Annotated in this window: 12 protein-coding genes and 1 pseudogene; 3 read left to right on the forward strand and 10 right to left on the reverse strand. The window is 49.3% G+C overall.

The genetic code is table 11. The annotated features are described in order from the left end of the window. Positions 1-67 precede the first annotated feature (67 nt). Positions 68-2,458, reverse strand: coding sequence for an ABC transporter permease (locus ACYVIY_RS24470; protein WP_460979134.1), 2,391 nt, complete (start codon positions 2,456-2,458; stop codon positions 68-70). A 128-nt stretch (positions 2,459-2,586) separates the two neighbouring features. Next, on the reverse strand, positions 2,587-5,001 hold the full coding sequence (locus ACYVIY_RS24475) for an ABC transporter permease (protein WP_460979135.1): 2,415 nt from the start codon (positions 4,999-5,001) through the stop codon (positions 2,587-2,589). A gap of 299 nt (positions 5,002-5,300) precedes the next feature. Between ACYVIY_RS24475 and ACYVIY_RS24480 the strand changes: the two genes are divergently transcribed. Beyond that, positions 5,301-5,777: a Uma2 family endonuclease gene (locus ACYVIY_RS24480; RefSeq protein ID WP_460979136.1), complete on the forward strand. Its 477-nt coding sequence runs from the start codon at positions 5,301-5,303 to the stop codon at positions 5,775-5,777. On the opposite strand, the gene ACYVIY_RS24485 is transcribed toward ACYVIY_RS24480, so the two are convergent. The 6 genes from ACYVIY_RS24485 to ACYVIY_RS24510 form a co-directional block, all read right to left on the reverse strand. After that, positions 5,778-6,524 carry a GIN domain-containing protein gene (locus ACYVIY_RS24485; protein WP_460979138.1) on the reverse strand — a complete coding sequence of 249 codons (747 nt, stop codon included), beginning with the start codon at positions 6,522-6,524 and terminating at the stop codon, positions 5,778-5,780. A 35-nt stretch (positions 6,525-6,559) separates the two neighbouring features. Beyond that, entirely contained in the window at positions 6,560-8,926 is a 2,367-nt protein-coding gene (locus ACYVIY_RS24490) for an ABC transporter permease (protein WP_460979140.1), read from the reverse strand. 93 nt (positions 8,927-9,019) lie between these two features. Further along, positions 9,020-11,398: an ABC transporter permease gene (locus ACYVIY_RS24495; RefSeq protein WP_460979141.1), complete on the reverse strand. Its 2,379-nt coding sequence runs from the start codon at positions 11,396-11,398 to the stop codon at positions 9,020-9,022. A gap of 173 nt (positions 11,399-11,571) precedes the next feature. Next, entirely contained in the window at positions 11,572-12,036 is a 465-nt protein-coding gene (locus tag ACYVIY_RS24500) for a nuclear transport factor 2 family protein (RefSeq protein ID WP_460979142.1), read from the reverse strand. A gap of 31 nt (positions 12,037-12,067) precedes the next feature. Beyond that, entirely contained in the window at positions 12,068-13,480 is a 1,413-nt protein-coding gene (locus ACYVIY_RS24505; RefSeq protein ID WP_460979143.1) for a DUF4932 domain-containing protein, read from the reverse strand. Positions 13,481-13,559: 79 nt separating this feature from the next. Continuing rightward, positions 13,560-15,929, reverse strand: coding sequence for an ABC transporter permease (locus ACYVIY_RS24510; protein WP_460979144.1), 2,370 nt, complete (start codon positions 15,927-15,929; stop codon positions 13,560-13,562). A gap of 298 nt (positions 15,930-16,227) precedes the next feature. Here ACYVIY_RS24510 and ACYVIY_RS24515 point away from each other — a divergent pair, with 298 nt between their 5' ends. Together ACYVIY_RS24515 and ACYVIY_RS24520 are read left to right on the forward strand one after the other, a co-directional pair. Further along, the gene (locus ACYVIY_RS24515; protein ID WP_460979145.1) at positions 16,228-17,451 is read left to right on the forward strand and encodes an ABC transporter permease; all 1,224 of its coding nucleotides are present in this window, start codon (positions 16,228-16,230) and stop codon (positions 17,449-17,451) included. A gap of 428 nt (positions 17,452-17,879) precedes the next feature. Next, on the forward strand, positions 17,880-19,205 hold the full coding sequence (locus tag ACYVIY_RS24520; RefSeq protein ID WP_460979150.1) for a PhoPQ-activated protein PqaA family protein: 1,326 nt from the start codon (positions 17,880-17,882) through the stop codon (positions 19,203-19,205). Between the two features lie 168 nt (positions 19,206-19,373). Here the strand turns inward: ACYVIY_RS24520 and ACYVIY_RS24525 are convergent, their stop codons facing one another. Together ACYVIY_RS24525 and ACYVIY_RS24530 are read right to left on the reverse strand one after the other, a co-directional pair. After that, positions 19,374-20,213 (reverse strand): ligand-binding sensor domain-containing protein, encoded by an 840-nt coding sequence (locus ACYVIY_RS24525; RefSeq protein ID WP_460979146.1) that lies wholly within the window; start codon positions 20,211-20,213, stop codon positions 19,374-19,376. Beyond that, a pseudogene (locus tag ACYVIY_RS24530) lies at positions 20,202-20,258 on the reverse strand (two-component regulator propeller domain-containing protein); the annotation flags it as partial. The pseudogene ACYVIY_RS24530 and the gene ACYVIY_RS24525, both read right to left, overlap by 12 nt. Between the last annotated feature and the right edge of the window lie 126 nt (positions 20,259-20,384).

Consider the following 20,384-nt stretch of genomic DNA (forward strand, 5'->3'; position numbering starts at 1 on the left):
GAGGGAAAGGTGTACAATCAAATTCATTCCCTTTGTCCCTTTACTCCCCTTCTTCCCCTTACTCCCTCTATTCCGTCCTAAGTGATTTTATTGGATTTGCCAGAGCTGCTTTGATACTTTGAAAACTGACGGTCAGCAGTGCAACGGAGGTGGCCAACACACCCGCCAGCACAAATACCCACCACTCGATGTCAATCTTGTAGGCAAAGTCTTGCAGCCACTGATGCATGGCGTACCACGCAATGGGTGTAGCAACGACAATGGCGACCAAAACCAATTTCAGAAAATCTTTGGCTAAAAGACGCACGATACCGACGACCGTTGCACCGAGTACTTTGCGAACGCCAATTTCTTTGGTACGTTGTTCGGCAGTGAACGCAGCCAGACCGAATAGACCCAGACAGGCGATGAAAATGGCCATGCCCGAAAAGCCCAGAAAGAGCTTTCCTTTGCGTTCGTCGGTGCGGTACTGTTGGGCAAACGTTTGGTCTAAAAAGGAATAATCAAACGGCTGATTTGGATTGACCGCTTCGTAAACCTCTTTTACGTACGCCAAAGCCGCCGGTACGTTCTGGGGCGATACGCGGATCAGGAGGTTGTCGCCCCGATCCTGATGCAGCACCAGGATAAGTGGCTCAATTTTGTTGTGCAGAGAACGCAGGTGAAAGTCCTGGATAACCCCGGCAATCTGAATTTTCTTCGTGTCGAATTCAATTAAGCCAACGGTCCGGTTTTTCCAGCCCAGACGTTTCAGCATCGCTTCGTTCACGAGTACCGCGCCCACCGAATCACTGGCCATGTCGGGCGAAAAATTACGGCCCTCTTTTACTTTGATCTGTAATACGTCCAGGAAGTCGTGATCAACCGAAAAGTATTCGGCGCTGACGGGCTGCTCACTTCCTCCTTTGTAAAAACTGAACGTTGTTTTGTCGTTCAGTTCGCCACCAATTGAACCGTTGGTTAAGCTGGCTCCTTTAATGATGGTGTTTTGCACTAATCGGTTTTTAAGGGCGATAGCCGACTGCTGAACCGAGGGCGCTTTGAGCGGAATCGTAATGACCTGCTCCTGATTGAACCCCAGTTCCGTATGCCGCATGTACTGCAACTGTCGGTACACAACAATCGTCCCCACCATCATGATGATCGAGATAGTGAACTGCAATACCACCAACGACTTCCGCAGCAACGCACCTTTTCGGCTGACCGTAAAGGCCCCTTTCAGCACCGCAACGGGTTTAAAGCGGGACAGAATGAACGCCGGATAAAGGCCACTGACTAACCCAATCAGCGCTGCGAAACCGATCAGTAACAGAAGCGTTTGTGTGTGCCACAAGTCGATCGTTAACGATTTTTCGGCAACTGCATTAAAGAATGGAATGAATGCATACAGCAAAAGCAAACTGACGATCAAGGCCAAAAAGGCCAGGAGCAGCGATTCAGTCAGAAACTGCCCAATCAACTGGAACCGTAGCGAACCGATGGCTTTGCGAACGCCAATTTCCCGGGCTCGCCCGGCCGAGCGGGCCGTTGCTAGATTGATGTAGTTGACAATGGCAATCAGGAGAATAAATAAACCGATGGCGGAAAACGTATAGACGTAGGCCATATTACTGCCGTTCTCTTCGCCCATCAGGTGTGTAGAACGCAGGTGCATATCCGTCAGCGGCTGAAAGAAGATATCAAATTTGACTTTTTGCTCACCTTCGTCGCCGATTGCCTTCGCTATGTATTTCCGGTAAAAAGCTGGCATTTTTTGCGCCAGCTTCTGCTGATCGGTAGCCTGGTTCAACAGGACATAGACCATCGAGTTGAAGTTATCCCATTTGCTCAGGTTAATCCCACTCACCTCTGTATTAGAATACGGAAGAATAGCCTCGAACGTCAGGTGGTGATTATCCGGCGGGTCTTTGATTACGCCAGTAACAGTAAAGGGTATATTCTCTTTGACGGTCACCACTTTCCCAAGTATGCCGTCTGTTCTGCCAAACAGGCTTAGCGCGAGCTTTTGCGTCAGAATCAGGCTGTTCGAACCCGTAAACCCTGTTTGCGGACTTCCCTGCAGGAAAGCATAGTCGAAGAAATTGAACAGCGTTGAATCGGCATAAATGATATTCTTGGTATACAGCGCTTTGGTACCAACTCTGAGCAGGGCTTCGTTGCTGGTTTTTACCCGTAGTACGTTCCGAACTTCCGGATATTCCTGTTGCATGGCCGGTCCCATTGGCGCCGACGCAATACCGAGTTTGTATTCATTGTCGGCCCACCGGATGCGGAGATTAAGACGGAATATCCGATCTGCGTTCGCATGGTACCGGTCGTAGGTAAGCTCATCGTTCACATAGAGTCCCAGCAGAATAGCACACGCCATGCCACTGGCCAACCCCAGCAACGTAAGTAAACTATACGTCTTGCTGCGGACCAGGTTCCGAACGGCAATTTTGAGGTAGTTGCGGAGCATACGGGTATGGGGGAAGAGAGGGAGTAAAGGGAGGAGGGGGAAGAAGGGAAGTAAAAGGAGGGCAAGAATGGAGATAAAAGTTCTTTATTCCCCTCCTCCCTTTATTCCCTCTCTTCCCCTTACTCCTTTCACTCCGTCCTAAGTGATTTTATCGGATTTGCCAGAGCCGCTTTTACGGATTGGAACGAGACGGTTAGCAGAGCAATGAAGACGGTTAAGCCGCCCGCCAGCAGGAATACCCACCAGTGAATATCGGTTCGGTAAGCGAATCCGTTCAGCCAGTTGTGCATGGCGTACCACGCTACGGGGGAGGCAATGACAAGGGCAATAACTACCAGTCGCATAAAATCTTTCGAGAACAGCGTCACCAGACTGATCTCCGACGCGCCTAATACCTTTCGGATACCGATCTCTTTGGTCCGTTGCTCGGCCATGAACATCGACAAGCCAAACAGACCCAGGCAGGAAATCAGAATGGCAACTCCAGCAAAGATGCTGAACAAGGTCTGCTGCGTACGTTCGCGAGCATAGAGCCGGTCGAAGCGTTCGTCGAGAAATTGATAGTCGAACGGCCGTTCCGGAAAGTATTTTTTCCAGATCGATTCGATGTGCTTTAATCCCGCTTCCACGCGTTGCCCACCGCCCCCGATGTGCATGGACAGCCAGTTGAGCCGTTCGGGGGCCATCACCATGGCAATCGCCGACATATTCTGATGCAGCGATTCGAAGTGGTAATCTTTCGTTACGCCGATAATCTGACCGTCGCGACGGCCGTATCGGAAGCGTTTACCAATGGCTTGCTGCGGTGTCCAGCCTAACAGTTTCACCGCCGTCTCATTCAAAATAATCATGGACGTATCGGTAGAGAATGAGCGCGAGAAATTGCGGCCGGCCGCCATACTGATCTGATACGTCGGAATAAAGTCTTCGTCAATTTGCAGCCCTCGCAGATTGACGCTAACCGGAGCCATACTGTCGCCTTTCATGGCCGACGCATCCCACGAGTCTAACAGCCGTCCGGACGGAACCCGTGACGACCGACCTACTTCCCGAATAACTCCGGTGGATTTTAGCTCCTGCTTCAGAGTTTCGTAGTTGGTGGTTGAATCACCCACGTCGGATAACAGAACAATCTGATCTTTCTGATAACCCAGGCGGTAGTTCTGAATGTAGCTCATCTGGTTGTACACAACCGCCGTGGCGATGATGAGCGCAATGGCAATGGCGAACTGAGTAACGACCAGCACCTGCCGTAAGTTACCGTTCCGCATGGCCGAAGCAACCTGCCCTTTCAGGACACCGATGGGCCGGAACGAGGTCAGGAAAAAGGCCGGATAACTACCCGCGACTAATCCGGTCAGTAACGTAATGACAACCAGGATAACAAGAAAGATGGGATCGAGAAGCTGCTGGAAGGAGAGTTGTTTCTGCGTAAACTCATTCAGGTAGGGCAGGCCGATGAGAAGGAGCATCATGGCAATCACCACGGCAAAAAGCACCAGTAAAATAGACTCACTTAAAAACTGACCAATGAGTTGAGTGCGCAAGGCCCCTACAACCTTGCGCATCCCAACCTCCTTGGCCCGGCCCGCCGAACGGGCCGTTGCCAGATTCATGTAATTGATGCAGGCAATCAGCAGAATGAATAAGCCGATGGCCGAAAATAAATAGACGTACCGGATGTCGCCACTGGGTTCGATTTCTGAGTCGGTATGCGAGTGCAGGTGGATGTCGGTTACGTTCTGGAGGTTCAGCACCGACCATTTGGATGCCTTTGTACCACCTTCGCTGGGCACATGCTTGTCCTGAAAAGCAGGGAACGCCTTTTCTATACGTTGGGGATCGCTTCCTTTGGCCAATAGCACGTACGTATTGAACGAATTGTTGCTCCAGTTGGTCCGTAACCCCTCGGCCCCATAAGCCCTTGGATCGTTCAACGTAGAAAAGGATACCAAAAACTGAGGGTGAAAATGAGCTTGTGCCGGCAACGATTCATAAACACCCGTAACGGTCATATCGAATTGATTATCATACCGAATCGTTTTGCCGACGGGATTTTCTTTGCCAAAATATTTCTCCGCCATTGGCCGGGAAAACATAATTGAAAACGGGTTTTCCAGCGCTTTATCCGGGTTGCCGCTCACCAACTCAAAACTCAAGGTTTTGAACAGGTTGGCTTCCGCAAAATATACATCCTGCTCATCGAACCGGTTTTCGCCGTAGCGAATCAGGCCATTTGTTTCCAGGGTTCGGACGACTTGTTCAGCCTCCGGAAAGTCTTGCTTAATTAAGGGGCCAAATGGCGGAGCAGCCTGCGCCAGCCGTAACGATGGCGCTCCGTCCGACGACAGGAAGGTGCGGGTTACGCGGTAAACGCGGTCAGCATTGGCATTATACCGGTCATAGCTAAGCTCATCTCTGACGTACAGCGCAATCAATAAAAAGCAGGCTAACCCAACGGCAACTCCAACAATGTTGATGATACTGAACGCTTTGTGTTTCCGAAGATTACGTAGGGCGATGAGTAGGTAGTTGCGTAACATGAGTCAACCGGGTCAGGATGGTACGTTGGCATTGTATCCCAAACGCTGTACCAGAAAGGTAAGTGGTTGATAGTCAATTATGGTTGCGAGTGCCCATTAAGAAAATGTCCGCAAACGGACGAGATACGTACATTTGCGGACAGGTAATTTGAAACAGATGAGGTTTGCTAAATCTCTGTTTATCCAGATGACAGTTATCATAAATACGCTATCAATCGATAACGATTATGATAGGTGAACTGACCTTAAGGTGTAGTTTTGGTTGTAATTAAATTATATTCCTGCAAACTGGTCGTGTTATGGACGCAGCCGTTGAACAGTTATCTGATTACGAACGCGAGCGCGGTAAACCAAGACCTACTCTTACCCACGGTGCCATTCAGGCTAACCTAATCACTGAACTATCGGCTCACCTCAACCCGAAGTACCGCGTTGTCAGTGAAGTAACACTCGACACACAACCGCAAGGTTCAACGCCTGATGTGTTAGCTTATCCGCGTGTTCCGTTGGAGTTGATCCACGAGCCAGCTAAGCGATCGGATGCTCCATTATTTACGGTTGAGATACAATCTCCTTCTCAAAGTATGGATGAAATGGTTGAGAAAACCGAGCGCTATTTCGCCTTTGGGGTTAAATCCTGTTGGATCGTCGTGCCAAGCATTCAAGCTATAATGGTTTATGATCAGCCAGGCCATTATACGTTTTTTCATAACGATGATATGCTAGCTGACCCTAACGTGGGTATCGAACTTCCAGTGTCAAGCCTATTTTCCTAACTACTTTGATTTATGAATGCGAACGTCGCCGAGCACGAGTCCTTTCTGTAAATAAGCACCGCCGGTGTAGCTCACATTCGATTCGCCGAAAGCCGTTACGCCAAGGCGGTTTGACGCATACAGTCGTAGCTGACTGTCGCCGTACAGGCTGGTCGCTACGTTCTTGCCAACCAGATTCTCGGCGTCGATCTGGCTTTCGCCGTACACCCGGTACAACTGCTCATCGGCGTTGCCCGACTGAATAGTTACTTTGTTTTCGCCGTAGATGTGCGCTCTTAAATCGTTCACGTGCAGCGAAGCCAGGGTTACGGTAGCCTGACCATACACCCGAAGCTTGAATACATCGCCACTGATGTCGCTTTGGCAGACAGCCTCTTCTTCCCCGCGTACCTCCAGCTCGTTCAACTGACGGTAGGTGATATAGGCCGTTACCTTCACATCTTTCCCGTAGATCGGACGTTTAGACGAATTGTCGCCGTCGTGCACCCGTTCCTGTTTGACAACAATCTTGGCGTCGTCCAGATAAAGGCGTAGGGTGTTATCGCGCACAAAGCAGTTCACTTTCTCGGGTGCGACGTTTTCATACTCTAACCGGACATTCTCCTGGGTACCGGCTACAAGAACAATTTTGATAAGCGGGCTGACAACAACTTTGTCGAAAGACGACAGCGTCTTAGTTGTCGATTGCGCATAGGTCAGTGAGACCGTAAGGCTAATGAGACAAACGATGGTTAGTAAAGACTTCATAAGAAAATAGACTTTGAGTGTGATTGATCCGAACCTTACTCCGTCCGCAGACTGTCGGCTGGGTTAGCCAGCGCAGCCCGGTACGTCCTGATTCCGATGGTTAAGACACCCAACAGGAGCAATACCCCTACGCAGAGTCCTAATGTTTCGATGCCAATGGAAACGTGATAGGCGAAAGAAAACAGAAAGGCGTAACCAGCTATATATCCCAGCGGTAGCGCGATGGCAGCCGCGATGAGTAGTAACTTCACAAAATCGCGGGATAGCAGCCAGATGATCTGTTGCACCTCGGCACCCATCACCTTTCGGACACCGACTTCCTTCACGCGAGTTTGGGTGTTATAGGTGACCATGCCTAACAAGCCTAAACAAGCAATGGAAAAGGCCAGCGCAATCAATAAACTCATAAAATCAGTATCCGTCGTGTGCGAATGGCGCTGCTGCAAAAAGTCGTCGTACCACTGTCCTTCAAATGGAGCATACGGAGAAAGCCGCTTCCAGATACGTTTGACATCCGCCAGTACGGCGGCTTCGGCTCCGGCGGCTACACTGACAGTCAGATAGCGAAACTGGTTGGGTTGGTTACTCAATACCAATGGTTTGATGGCCCAGGCAAATGAAGTAAACCGAAAATCTTTTACGACCCCAGCAATCGATACTTCGGTACTGTCATTGAGCCAGACCGATTGGCCAACGGCTTCCTGGGGTGTGCCTAGCCGAAACGCTTTTACGGCTTCTTCGTTAATCAGTACCAATCCGGCAGATGTATCCGTTGTGCTGACGGGTAGGTTCTGCCCAGCCACTACCGTCAGATTCATCGTTGGAACAAATTGGCGGTTAACTGACCAAACGAACGCCATGAATGAATTGGGGCCAGATCGTTCTGGTTTTATCAGTTGAGTGTTGCCGTGTGAGCCGAACAGTTCCGACGTTGCCGATACGCGTTCAACGCCCGCTAACTGGTTTAGCTCATTGGTGAAGCGCTGGGTCGGGACATCGTTGAGCGGGAGAGTAAGGATGCGTTCGCGTCGGAAACCATAATCGCCCGTGGCCATGTAATCCATCTGACGAACCATGGTGCGCAGGGCAATCATAGCAACGAGTGAAATTGCAAATTGAACCACAATCAGTGCTTTTCGCAAAGAGACTCCTCGAACAATACGTAATCCGGTTTGACTACGTAATACCTGAGCGGGGTCAAAGCTGGATAAAACTCTGGCTGGCACAAGACCTGCCAATGACCCGGCTACGAGGCTGAACGAAATAAAGGCAACCCAGATTTTCCAGTCCCAGCGAACGCCACCGATGAGCCATTGCTGCACAAAGGGCATGGGTTTAATCAGTTCCAGCATACCGTAAGCCAGTCCCAGCGCCAGTATGGATAAGACAATCGACTCCGCCATAAACTGACCGATCAACTGCCAGCGTACAGCCCCGGAAACTTTTCGAATGCCTACCTCCCGCGCACGACTCAAGGAGCGGGCCAGGGTGAGGTTGATGTAATTGAATACCGCCAGTAGCAGTGTCACTAAGCCCACGCCAATCTCCACGAGTAAACCAGAAACCTGAGGTTCATACGTACTCCGCATGAGTTCTTCGCGGGCGGGCGATAACTGGTCGAATCGCTGTGTACGAAAGCTGTAACCTTTTACGTCCTTGAAGCGTAAATTATGAGTAACCCGGCTAAGTACAGTAGGAAGTACAGTATCGAGAGCATCGGCGGCTGTGCCGGGTTTTACGACAACATACGTATATCCTGTCTGGAACTGAGTCCAGTCTTCAAAAGCCGAGCGGTGTTCGGGTTTGAACGTCGTTCCCAGCGAGTAGAGCATGTCGAATACCAGATGCGATTTTGCGGGCTGCTCAGCAAGTACGCCCGTAACAGTGAATGGGCCTAAATCGCTATTTGTCAAAGTCTGACCGATTGGATTTGCCGTACCAAAGAATTTAGTAGCTGTCTCCTGCGTAAGCACAACCGTATTTGGTTCGGTAGCTGGTCGGCCTTTTGCCAGTTTGAAGTTGAAGATTCGGAAAAAGCCCGGATCAACGGCGAACGACATGGTGCTAAGCCGTTTGTGATTACTCGAAAACTCGCCGTACGTTCTGACCACCCGAGTGGCTTCTTCTATAAATCCATACTGCTGCTTAAGCAACGTACCCAACGGCATGGGCGACGTAGCAAAGGGCGTTACGTCATTATCTAAGCCGACCACATCGGTGATAATGCGGTACGTCCGGTCGCGGTTTGGATGGAAATTATCGTAGTCGAAAGCTCCCTTGATATGCGCAATAGCCAGGAAACAAACCGTTAGGCCAGAAGCCAACCCAAAGACGTTGATAAACGAAAACAGCCTGTGTTTCCACAGATTCCGGATGGCGATTTTAACGTAGTTTTTGAACATAATAAGTTAGGGGAAGTAAGGAGAGGAGGGGGACGAGGGAGTAAGGAAAGAGCAGAAAAGCTCCTTCGTCCTCTTCCCTTTACTCCCTTTCTTTCATTCCATTCGTAAACTTTTTACCGGATTCATCAGCGCGGCTTTTATGCTCTGAACGCTGACCGTAAACAACGCGACGGTGGCAGCAAGTAGACCGGCTACGGCAAACACCGGCCATTCGATATCAATCTTGTACGTATATTCCTGTAAGAATACCTTCATTGCGTAGTAGGCGATCGGTGCGGCAATGACGAACGCGATCATAACCAGTTTAAGGAAATCTTTCGACAGGAGCGACACAATGCTGACGATGGTTGCGCCAAGTACTTTCCGAACGCCAATCTCTTTCGTTCGTTGGGTGACCACGAAGGAAACCAAACCAAACAGGCCGAGACAGCCAATGAAGATGCCGACAATAGCGAAGAGGGTCAGAAAGTTGGACAGCTTACGCTCGTCTTCGTAAAAGATTCGTAGTTCGTCGTCCAGAAACCTCGGTTCATAATAATAGTTCGGAAACAGTGCTTTCCAGTGCTGGCCAATGTGTTGAAGCGCGGCTGTTTTCTGACTTGGATCGATGCGGATGCTGGCTTCCTGAAAATTCCATCCGGCATACAAAAACACGTGGGGGACGATGTCTGATCTAAGACTTTGCGAATGATAGTCTTTCACTACGCCCATAATGGTGAAGGGCTTATCAACATACAACGTAATACGCTCGCCTATTGCCTTTTCTGGGGTTTTGAAGCCTAGCTCGCGAGCGGCCCGTTCGTTGATGATGGCGACCGTGTTGGTATCCGCCTGGGCCCACGACCGACCGGCCAGCAGGGGAATCTTGAAGAAGTGGAAATAATTAGTGTCAACGTACTGGAACCGGAAGGTACGTTCGCCTTTGGGTAGGTTATGGTGACGAACGTTCTCCCACCACCAGTTGCGGTTGCTCGATGGTGTCGTCAGGGCAAACGCTACGTCTTTAATTTCCGGATGCTGCTGTAACTGCTGCCGAAAACGCTCGCGCAGAACGGCATTGCCTTTGTCGGGCATCTTCACCGTCACGACCGCTTCTTTGTTGAAGCCCAAGTCGGTTTCGTAGAAATATCGTATCTGTTTAACGCCGATCAGCGTACAGATCACCAGGACCTGGGCAATCACAAACTGCGTAACGACCAAGACCTGCCGCAGCGAAATGCCGCTTCGTTTGGCAATAAACAAACGGCTACGTAACGCGCGGATCGGTTGAAAGCCAGCTAACACCAATGCCGGATAACTACCCGCTAAGCCGGTGACGATACCCCCCAGCACGACCAGAAAGAGAATGGTATCAGCCCGCCAGACCTCTGCCTGTGTTACCTGAGTGGTCAACAACTGATCGGCGTACTGAATGAGTTGCGTAGCCAGCAGACTGCCTAGTCCAATAGACAGAAAGACCAGCAAAGCCGTTTCGCCAAAGAACTGCGTGATGAGTTGCGTCCGACTACTCCCCAAAATTTTACGGACGGCTATTTCCCGACCACGTTGGGAGGCTTGTACCGTTGCCAGATTAATGAAATTGATGCATGCAATGACAACCAGGAACAGACCAATACCCATCAAGGTGTACAGCATCCACTGCGGAATAACATAGTTGTACGGATCGGCGTCGCTCTGCGTGTCGCGGTGCACATCGACAAGTGGCAGCAGTTCAAAACCTTTGTACCAAGTGCTGTTGTTTTGATGAGCAAGTTTGGTTAATGCTGCTTCGATCGCCCGGACAGATGCGCCCGGTTTTAGCAGCACGTAGCCATGATGCATGGAATCACCACCATTCCAATACGTCTCATTCGTGTATTCCTGTTGAATTCGTTTCAGGGTTTCGCGGGAGGCCAGCACCTGTATCTGAAACTCCGAGTTGATCGGCATCTTTCGAATAATGCCTGACACGGTTAGGTCAACGTCGTTTCGGATGCGAATCTTCTTCCCGAGCGCATCCCCGTTTTTGAAGAAACGTCTGGCGGTTGGTTCGTCTAAAACAACCTGATAGGGTTGACTAAGCGATTGCTGAGGTGAGCCGCTAAGCCATTCCACATCAATCATGTTCAGAAACGAAGGCGGGGCAAAATAGATGTGCTTAACGTTAAACACCGTCTGCCCAACTTTTAACCCATCTGCATCGATGGCATACGTATTAACGGCTCGCTCAACGCCCGGAATCTGGTTGTTCAGTGCCTGAATAACGCCCTGCGGCACGTGCGACCCTTTTTCGCTATTCTGATTTATGTTGATCAGCCGGTAGAGCCGGTCGGCGTTTTTGTGATACTGGTCGAAACTGTACTCGAACCGCACGATCCAGAACAGCACAATGGCGACACCCAGACCCAGCGTCAGGCCGGTCAGGTTAATCAGCGCATACCCCCGGTTGCGAATCATACTACGCCAGGTGGTTTTAATGAAGTTAAGCAGCATAAGGTGTCAGATTTTCGGTTGGTTCCGTGCGCAGGCGACTACAAAGACAGACCCGCGTTTCATTCTCAGTTTAAGTATTTCTATATCCCTCTTTGTACTGCAAAGCAGAGGGTTAGATATACAAAAGGGAGCTCTTACGTGTCTTACATTCAGCGCGGACCAGCTCTCTTACGCTATTTCATTGCCTGCAAGAACTTTGGCGGAGATTGCCACAGTACGTTGACGATCATCCAGCGACCGTTGTCTTTGATAAGGTGAATATAGTCGATCCCCCACACGGCCGTTACCTTGGCTGACGCGGTTTTGTCGGCCACCTCAAATACGTCGACTGTTCTCGGCGAATTGGCATCAACGCGGTTACCCGCTTTGTTCCAGGTCTTGGCCAACCGGATTAGGGCTGGAAAAGGCATTTCCAACTGCTTCGAGTAGGCGTTAGTGTTGTTGTCGAATAAAAACCCCCGCTTTTGCAAAGTAGGATGAATACTCTGATACGCTAGTGTTGTATCGACTTTGTAGAACGTATCGATATAGTTGAAGCAAGCCTGCCGTACACCGGCCAGGTCTTCTTGTGGGCTACCCTGCGCAAACGCGGTGGCAATTGATAAAGTTAGGAGCGTTGATAGAATTACTTTTTTCATGATACGATGCTGTCTGGGTGATTGTATTGGATTAATTGCTTGTCTTAAAGGCTACTTCGTGTTCCACAAGTGGATAGCCCTCGGGCGTCTGGAAGCCTCTATCAGTCAGCCAAAAGGAATAATCCCAATTTGGCTTTAGCGCTACCTTTAACCGAATCGATCGGTTGTTGTCGCTAAAACCTATGACATCTCGCAATGGAAAGTGTTCTTTTCCTTTGGTACCCAGGTTTATGGATATCTTCTTTGGGTTCATCGGCTTATCAAATCGAACCACTAACTCGGTTAAGGTCGGATCAATGACCTGAGTTTGACCAGTCAGTGGTTCAACCGCTACTACGTGGGCTCGCTTCTGATCGTAAGCTTGCTGGAGTGCAGGCAAGTCAGTCGCTGTCTTGCCGAAAAACTCAACAACACGGGGCATAAAGCTCGATAAGGTGGGGTACTGGCTCCGGTTGTTTTCATAGTCGTTCAGCAGGTCAACCAATCCTTGGGTCCAGATAAACCCCCGCGCTTCTTCATCGCGTAGCTGCCGATTAGCCGTTGAGCCCTCCTGGTTGTGACTGGCCATGTATCGTACGACGGATGCGCGGACCAGCGATTCATAAAACATCGTTTTCCAGTTGGTGTATGCCTGCCGACGCATTTGCTCGGCAACGTTCGGAAATATAGCTTTCCCCGCGGCTTCTAATTCGTCTTCGTGCTTATCGATCAGTGCGTTGACGAACGAGTGATTAAACTCGTGAATAATGGTCGGTAAGACGGCCCCTTCGCTGTAAACCGGATTCTGCGTACTGTCAACGGCCCAGGTGCCCATAATGGCGTAGATCTCTTCCTGTTCGTTCGGAAGAATCGCTTTTGGCCCATAATTACCTCCGCCATTTCCGATACCGATCACTACGTTGAACTTGCCGGCTGGGAGCGTGCCGTAGTATTGCTTATACCAGTTCTTGTCTATTTTATCTAACACCTGGCTGAACCGGTTGATAGCCGTTTGGTACATAGCTTCATGTTGATCGAAGAATTGCTGGCAGTGCGCGTCCTGGTAGAATTTCTGTAACAGGGTAGCGAATTTTTCAGCGTTGGTCGCGCCCCAGCGTTTGTCGAGATGCGCGTTTGTGAATGCTACGATCGGTGTCAACGATGGCGGTTGCTCCAGGTGAATGGCCATCGACATGACCGCATCAAAACTGACTCCGTTAGCCTGCGCTACTTGCTTAGCCATCACTACCGCCGGATGTGTTTTGTAGGCATCAAAATGCTGGTGAATGTCCCGTACATAAGCCGCGAAGTCGTCTCCATTGTATTCATTATTTCCCGCTAATCGAAACACGATACTTAGTAATTCAATACGTCGATCGACCTGTGGTTTCAACGATACCGACTGAGCCAGCAGCGTAGAGGGCAGGGCAAAGAGTAGGGCGATAAGGCTAATAAATCGTAACATGTGTTATAGAGGAATGAACGTAAGATGTGGGATGGACGACCTAGATCCTGCTTTTTAATGCCAGGCCGTACGTTCGTAGCTAATCGGTTTTTAAGGATTTAACTGGATTCATCAGGGCGGCTTTGATGCTCTGGAAACTGACGGTTAACAAAGCGATGCCTATCGCCAGCGAGCCTGCCAGGGCGAACATCCACCAGCCGATGGTAATTCGATACTCATAATTCTGTAACCATTTCTGCATGACGTACCCAGCCACGGGCGAGGCAATCAGGATGGCGATAACCACCAGCTTAAGGAAATCTTTAGACAAGAGCGCTACGATGCTGGCGATTGATGCACCCAATACCTTACGCACGCCGATCTCTTTCGTACGTTGCTCAGCGGTGAAAGCCGCCAGGCCAAATAAGCCCAGGCAGGCAATGAATATGGCCAGACCCGCAAAAACCGTAGTTAACGTACCGACAACGGTTTCGCTTCGGTAGAGCGTCTCGTATTCCGAATCGACAAAGAAGTACGAGAAGGGAAGCCTGGGATTCATGTCCCGGTACAGGGCTTCAATACTGGCCAGGGCCTGCTTGGTCTGACCGGGTCGTGGGCGAATCAGAATATTATCGTTGTTCCAATGTTCGGTCAGGCGAATGATGAGCGGCCGAATCGGAACGTGGAGCGAATTAAAGTGGAAGTCTTTAACCAATCCCACAATCTTACCCGGCCTTCTGCCGAACGAGAGTGGCTGGCCGACCGGGTCTTTATAGCCGAGCCGTTTGGCCGCCGACTCGTTGATCAGGTAATTCGTTGAATCGGTACCAAAGCTGGGTGAAAAGTCACGTCCACGTACCAGCTTCAATTTCATGGTGCTGACAAAATCGTAGCCCACGCCTGTATTGTTGAACTGAATTGCCACCGCCGGGTTTTTTCCAACCCAATCTATCCCGTCGGTTGTGTTGCCATTATACAAGGGACTCGTTTGCATATGCGTAACGGATTGGATACTGGGCATACGTAACAACTCTTGCTTAAAGGTTTGATAATTTTGCGCCAGCGCTCCTTCGCTTTTTACCTGGATTAAGTTCTCACGGTCGAAGCCCAGGTTTTTGGTTTGTATGTATTGAATTTGCCGGTAAACCACCACCGTTCCCACAATCATCAGCATTGACAATACAAACTGAAAGACGACCAGCCCTTTCCGGAGCAATTGTGCCCCTGCGCCAAACCGGACTGTGCCTTTCAGGATGCGCACCGGTTGAAGTGAAGACAGATACAGAGATGGGTAACTGCCCGCCAGTCCACCGGTTACTATGAGCAGCGCGAGCAACAGTAACCAGAAAAATGGCTGATTGAGCGGTAAGGTAAGTTGCTTGCTGGTTAGCTGATTGAAAATGGGTAACAGCAAATTCGCCAACATCACGGCTACTACCAACGCCAGCGTGGTCAGGAGAAAAGCCTCCCCCATGAATTGCCCAATTAGCGATGATCGTTCGGCTCCGACTACTTTCCGAACGCCCACCTCCCGCGCTCGCTTCGCCGACCGGGCCGTAGCTAAGTTCATAAAGTTGATGCTGGCGATCAGCAATAAAAACGCGGCCACGATGCTGAATAAGCGAACGTACTCAATACGTCCGCCATCGCGCTGGCCGTTTTTGAAATTGGAGTAGAGATAAGCCTCGGTTTCGGGTTGTAAAAACAGCTCAATAGTAAAGTTAGCGCCAATGTCTTTGTTACGTCCTTTGAGGAACGTTTTCAGTTTAGCGTTGACCTTAGCGGGATCGGCATCTGGCCAGAGTTGGAGCCGGGTTCCAGGACCGGCGTTACTCCAATCGGTAAGCCAGGGCTCTCGCTTCAGGTAATCGGTCCAGTTGAGCAGAAAGTCGTATTTGTCTGGGGCATTTGTGGGTAGATTCTCGAATACCGCTGATATCTGATAATCAGTTTCATTGTCGATCCGGATGGCTTTTCCAAGAGCTGCTTGCGGGTCATTAAAATAGGTTTCGGCTACGTTCCGGGAGATGGCAATCGTGCGGGGAGTACTGATGGCGGTAGCGGGTGTTCCGGCAAGTATTGGTAAGCCATACATGCTGAACCAGTCCGCTCCGACGTAATGGCCAAATTGCCGGGCAACCTTATCCCCAACGCTGAGCACGTGCTGCTCGACCGACGAAAATCCGGCGGCATATATGACCTCAGGAAGTTGCCGTTTCAATTCATCGGCTATTATACCGGGCGTGTCTTCGTCCGTGACAATCCGTCCATCGGCAATCTCGTGCTCCATCACCCGGTACAGATAAGGCGCGTTGGCATATTGCGTTCCGATGCTCAGCTCATCCTGTATCCAGAGTAGGATCAACAAACTGGACGCCATACCCAGCGCTAAGCCAAGAATGTTTATGGCTGAGAATGTCTGGTTCCGAATGAGATTACGCAACGCGATTTTTACGTAATTGCGAAACATGAGCATCTGGGTTGAAAGGGTTCTGGACCGTCAATTATAAACTCCCCAAATGCCATACCACAAATATTATTTCTGATTTACAGTCAGTTAACTTTGAGTGTCCTATAGCTATGTCCGTAAACGGACGCTAAACGGACAGTTGCGGACAGGAAAGAAAGGCTGCTGAGCTAAGACTGCGGCAACCCTATAGCCCTGTATAAAACCCGAATTAGCCGTTTGTCATATTGGCATTGCTTAAACTTAAGATAGCGCCCTATCTTGTGTTGCGGTCTGCGAACAAGGGCTGCCCTCTTTCCTGATGAAAAAGATCTTTTTTTCGTTTGCAACCGCCCTGCAAAACATCCGCACCCGCTTCTTTCACACCGTGCTGTCAATACTCGGTATTGTGATTGGCGTTGCTGCTTTGGTAGCAATCCTGTCGCTGATCGACGGAATGGAACAGTATGCACGAGAGCAAATCACGAAAACTACAACGCTGAAATCCATAGTCGTGCAGCCGAATCTGTATAAATCGGTGAACGAAGTGCAGGTTCGTAAAAATGACTTCGCTTATTTCCAGCATGATACGTTTCGGAACATGCGGTCGTCGCTCACCAAACCAGCAACCGCTTATCTCTACTCGCGACAAAACGATGAGATTTCCGAAAAGGCAACCAACCGTAAAATAGGTACGATCGTTACGGGAGCAAGTTTGCCGCTCCACCCGGATCTTGAACTGATTCACGGCCGGGCTTTCAACGAGTCGGAACTAAACGAACAACGGCCGGTGGCTTTTATCAACCAGCGATTAGCCAAACAACTGGTTGGTAACAAGCCAGAGAAAAACGCGATCGGACAGCAGATCGTGTACAAAGGTAAGGTGGTGACAGTGATCGGGATTTCGGCGGATAAAGATGCTAAAGCGGGACAGCTATTGTTACCTTTAACCGTACTGCCGGATAGCGCTTTAAAAGCGACTCCACCATTATGCGTAATCGAAGCTGAGAGCGTTGAGGATGTCCCTGCCCTGAAAACAGAAGTTGAGAACTGGCTGAAGGCGAACATGAAAAACGGGCTCACGGATTTCTCAATTGCTACCAATGAGCAGCGGGTCGATCAGGCAGCCAAGGGGTTCATGTTGTTCCGGCTTATCATGGGGTTGATCGTCGGAATTTCGGTACTTGTCGGCGGCATTGGCGTAATGAACGTACTGCTGATTTCAGTGACTGAACGTACTGTGGAGATTGGCGTTCGCAAGGCACTTGGTGCCAAAAAACGGGATATCTTATGGCAGTTTCTGTCCGAGTCGATCACGATTTCAACCTTCGGCAGCTTACTGGGGTTGGCACTAGGCCTGCTTAGTACGCTGGCATTTATTCCCATTGTAAAAGCGATTACGGACGTACCGTTTCAGGTTGCCTATACCTGGAACACGTTCTTCGTAATCATGGTCATCGCCATGCTGATTGGGGTGATATTTGGTACCTACCCGGCCATGCGTGCCGCCCGACTCGACCCCGTTGAAGCGATCCGACGCGAGTAGGCAGTTCTGGAGAATTCTATATCATTGGGTGCAATTACAAAAAGTACAACGATTGTCACGACTTACTTGCGGCTGTTCCATGCCATTCTGATTACGTATAACTAATTGCAAGATAGATACTCATCTAGGAGAGAACTTGCTACGGATCACGCGCCAGGGACTTGTCATTTGCGGGGCAAATCTGTATCTCACACACTCGACTCCCATTGAAATAGATGAGATATAGATTTGGCAAGATCACAGTCTACGACACCACTTAATTTTAATGGGTAAGTATAGAGAACATCTAGCAATCCTCGTTCAAAATGGACGTTTTAGGGGACACTTGTAACAACCAACCTGTCTGCTAATTTTATCAATGGTTAGGAAAGAGAGGACTTAGCGCGTCATGCTGTAATTAGATGGGAATTCGCTTCAGTGTGTTTATTATGTTGAGCATCAACTGGTGTTGTGCTTTTGCTCAGCCCTCGAGTTCACCGGCCTCATTCGTTGGAGATCAGCACTCATGGGCGGTTTTGCCCAACTATGTAAATGCCCCTGATTCGACCTTCACTTGGCGCCTGACTCAGCAAGTAGATTCCCCTCAAGGTACCTTTCTTGCTCTTTTATTTCAATCGCAGACTTGGCGAAGCATTCCCTGGAAACACCGGTTGTATGTCTTCTTTCCCCATTCTAAGTCAACCCAAACTGGATTTCTCACTTTACAAATGGATTTTGATGTCAGTCAGGCGCAAACCGCTCTCAGCCAGCTTGCTCAAGCCACCGGCGTGCCCTGTGCCATTTTGTGCGACATCCCTAACCAACCTCTGTTTGATGGTAAAGAAGAGGAAGAACTACTCAACTTTACGTTTGAACAATTTTTGGCCACCAAAGACACCACCTGGCCTCTGCTGTTGCCTATGGTGAAAGCAACGGTTCGGGCCATGGATGTGCTGCAAGCGGCCAGCCAACGTCATCATCTGCCATTGCTTAACCGGTTTGTGGTCGCAGGCCATTCAAAAAGAGGGCATACCGCCTGGTTAACGGCTGCTGTTGACCGACGCGTAGCCGGGCTGATTGCTCAAGGGTTCAATACCTTACATTCAGCGCTTCAAATCCCCCACTATTATGCTACTTATAGCGCTTTGGATCAGTCGGCTTTAGCGGCTAAACGAATCATTGAACAAATCAATAGCCCTACAGGTCGACAACTGCTGGATATTGTGGACGCATATACCTATCGTCAGCATCTAACCATGCCTAAGCTGGTTATCGTCGGGACGAACGATGATTATACGCCTGTCGACGCATTGAACCTCTATTGGCCCGATTTACCTGGCAGCAAGTCCGTACTCTCCTTACCAAATACGGGGCATGTAGGAGCCAATTATGATTCCCGGCTTTATCCAACGGCCTATGCGTTTATTCAGCGGGTTGCTCAGGGAAAATCCATGCCGACAGTCGAAAGCACTTTCCAGTCAACCGCACAGGAGTCCCGGTTGGTAATAGTCACGAAAGACTCTGCGGTATCGGCGCGCGTTTGGACCGCTACGTCACCTACGCTTGATTTTCGGGAGGCCCAGTGGAAAAAGAAATCAATACCATTGACGAGGTCTGCAATTTCCCCCAAAGACGATCCTGTTCACCGGTCTTATCAGATAAACTTAAAAAGACCTTCGTCGGGTAATCAAGCCGTCATTGCTGAAGTAGAGTTTGCTTACACCAAGCAGCGATTCTGGCTGTCAACGATACCTTACATCATGCCGAGTCGATAGTTGCCGAGGAAGTCTCTTGGCACCTACTCGTGTTCTTACCCCGATGCAGAGAGCGTTTTTTGTAAAACGCTTTAAAGAACCTTCTTTTCTTAAAACGATAGAACATTCATGCATCTGCTTCTAGAAATGGGCATTTTAAGCAACAGCTACACATTTTATCAATTCTCTTTACTGCTTAAAGTCCGTAATGGTCTTTCCATCATACCGATATGCCCCACCTGAACCGAACCAAATACTGCCATCGCTAGCCTCTAAAATCCCCAAAAGCATGGTTTTCGTATCGTCAGAATTTAACTCTACCTCGGTTACCGTGGGATTTTTGCTGGGCAAAGTAGTTTCATCATAACGGAAGAGTGACCAACCCCAGTTCGTTAGTGAACTCGTCCAGATGTTGCCTTTTTTATCTTCGTAAACATACGAAACACCACGCTCGGTGAAATTGGTAAAGCTACTGCCGTCATAGCGCCAAAGCCCATACTGGCCCCCCAGCCAGATATTGCCTTTTTTATCTTCGATGATCGTACGAACATTTATAAACGGGGTGCCCTCATGAGTGAGATCGGTAAATGTTTTTCCATCATAAAGGAAGGCATTACCTCTGGTGGCAAACCAGAATTTCCCGGTTTTATCTTCAATAATCGAATTAACTTCATTATCATTCTTAAGGAAGAGCCTTTCGTCCGGTGTTAAATTTAACCCTTCATTCATCTTAAAATTTCGAAAGGATTTCCCATCGTAACGGCTAGCTCCATCTCCAGTGCCGAACCAAATAGTCTCAGCTTTATCTTCGTAAATATCAAAAACCCCATTACTGGCAAGCCCCTGCTGGGTAGTAAAATGTTGAAAGGATTTCCCGTCGTAATAATAAACCCCTTCATCAACGGTACTAAACCAAAAGTTTCCTTTTCGATCTTCTAACACCGAAAAAAAATGAGCTAAACTCACTTGACTGGTCACATTGGTAAACAATTTTCCGTCATACCGATACACCCCACCAAAGGTTGCCATCCAAATATTACCCTTTCGATCTTGCTTAATGGTACGGGTGATATGGGTGTCTTAGCCCCCTGAATGGCTGGACGAAATTGTAAAAACAGTTTAGTCCTACTACATTCAGAAATCATGAGTAAAATTAGGCGAAGTTTCACCCCCGAAGACCGCTATTCTATCGTTCAGGAA

It is taken from the genome of Spirosoma knui, from assembly GCF_054780635.1.